The organism is Mesorhizobium sp. WSM3224, assembly GCF_000427725.1.
Taxonomy (GTDB): Bacteria; Pseudomonadota; Alphaproteobacteria; order Rhizobiales; family Rhizobiaceae; genus Mesorhizobium.
In genome coordinates this window covers 1-1,261 of sequence record NZ_ATYO01000073.1, presented here as the reverse complement: position 1 = coordinate 1,261, position 1,261 = coordinate 1, and the positions used below count along the sequence as shown (strand labels likewise).

The following is a 1,261-nucleotide window of genomic DNA, read 5'->3' as shown; positions in this document are numbered from 1 at the left end:
TCTCGGCGCTAACGCGCCGATCCACCTTCTCCCACAAGGGGAGAAGGGGGAGGTCGCGCGGCTTGCCCACCCGTGCTCTACTGCCCCTCGGGGACCTCACCATGATTCGCGCTCTGCTCGCCTTCCTCCTCCTCACCACTCCGGCCTTCGCCGCCGACATGTCCGTCTTCGTGCGCAACCAGCGCTCGGACGGCGTCGCGGTGGAGCTGTTCAGCCGCGACAGCCAAAAAGTCTGGCCGGGCGACGACAAGGTGTTCTTCATCCGGCCGAAAGCAAAGAAATCCGTGCCGATCTCCTGCGAGCCGGGCGAGCATATCTGCTGGGGCGCCTGGGTGAACGGCGACGACAGCGTCACCGCCGGCGTCGGCCCCGACAACGACCAGCCCTGCAACACCTGCTGCTTCATCTGCACCGAGCACTCGACCGAGACGGTGGATTTGGCGGAGTAGCGGGGCGTCGAAGCTGCTGATCTCCCCCCTTGTGGGGGAGATGCCCGGCAGGGCAGAGGGGGGCGCGAAGGATCGCCAACCTTCACGTTTGTCGAATGGGCGAAAACCAATCCAAGGTTGATCTGCAGGATTGAGAGGTCGGCGGGACAGCGCCCCCCTCTGGCCTGCCGCCATCTCCCCCACAAGGGGGGAGATCAGCTGTCGCCGGCGCAGTCGCCAACACCCCCAAATTCAGTCAGGGGATTTCACAGCCACCTCTTTAGCGGCTCCCCGCACTATGCGATGAATTCCGCGATCGGCCGTGGGGGCCGATTCTCTATCGGGGGTTTTTCCATGTCTGCCACTTTCGCGCGCCGCGCGGCCGCCGCGCTCTCTCTTGCCGTCATCTTCTCGTCCGCCGCCCATGCCGGCGATGTCACCTTCCAGATCAAGAACAACCACCCCAACGCCATGCGCGTCGAGCTCTACAGCCAGGACCGCGATTATGTCTGGCCGGGCGAGGGCAAGGATTTCTATCTCGACGACGGCGAGACCAAGCAGCTGCCGATCTCCTGCAACGAGGGCGAGAAGATCTGCTACGGCGCCTGGGTCGACGGCGACGAGGAAACCTATTGGGGCGTCGGCCCCAACAACAAGGAAACCTGCGACGACTGCTGCTACACCTGCAGCGGCGGCCAGACCGAGGAGATCGACCTGACGGAGTGAGCGCCGCGCCTCTTCCCCTTCTCCCCTTGTGGGAGAAGGTGGATCGGCGCGTAGCGCCGAGACGGATGAGCGACTATCTGAGGTGTCAAGTTGCATTTGCGAACTCG

The 1,261-nt window shown here is 64.2% G+C and carries 2 protein-coding genes; both read left to right on the top strand.

The window, feature by feature from the left end:
- The first annotated feature begins 101 nt into the window (after positions 1-101).
- Positions 102-449 carry a hypothetical protein gene (locus YU3_RS0133950; protein WP_027170309.1) on the top strand — a complete coding sequence of 116 codons (348 nt, stop codon included), beginning with the start codon at positions 102-104 and terminating at the stop codon, positions 447-449.
- Positions 450-782: 333 nt separating this feature from the next.
- Positions 783-1,154: a hypothetical protein gene (locus YU3_RS0133945; protein ID WP_027170308.1), complete on the top strand. Its 372-nt coding sequence runs from the start codon at positions 783-785 to the stop codon at positions 1,152-1,154.
- Positions 1,155-1,261: the final 107 nt, after the last annotated feature.

Coding starts and splice junctions, on each gene's coding strand:
- YU3_RS0133950 (WP_027170309.1), top strand. CDS start 102: ATGATTCGCGCTCTGCTCGCCTTCCTCCTCCTCACCACTCCGGCCTTC.
- YU3_RS0133945 (WP_027170308.1), top strand. CDS start 783: ATGTCTGCCACTTTCGCGCGCCGCGCGGCCGCCGCGCTCTCTCTTGCC.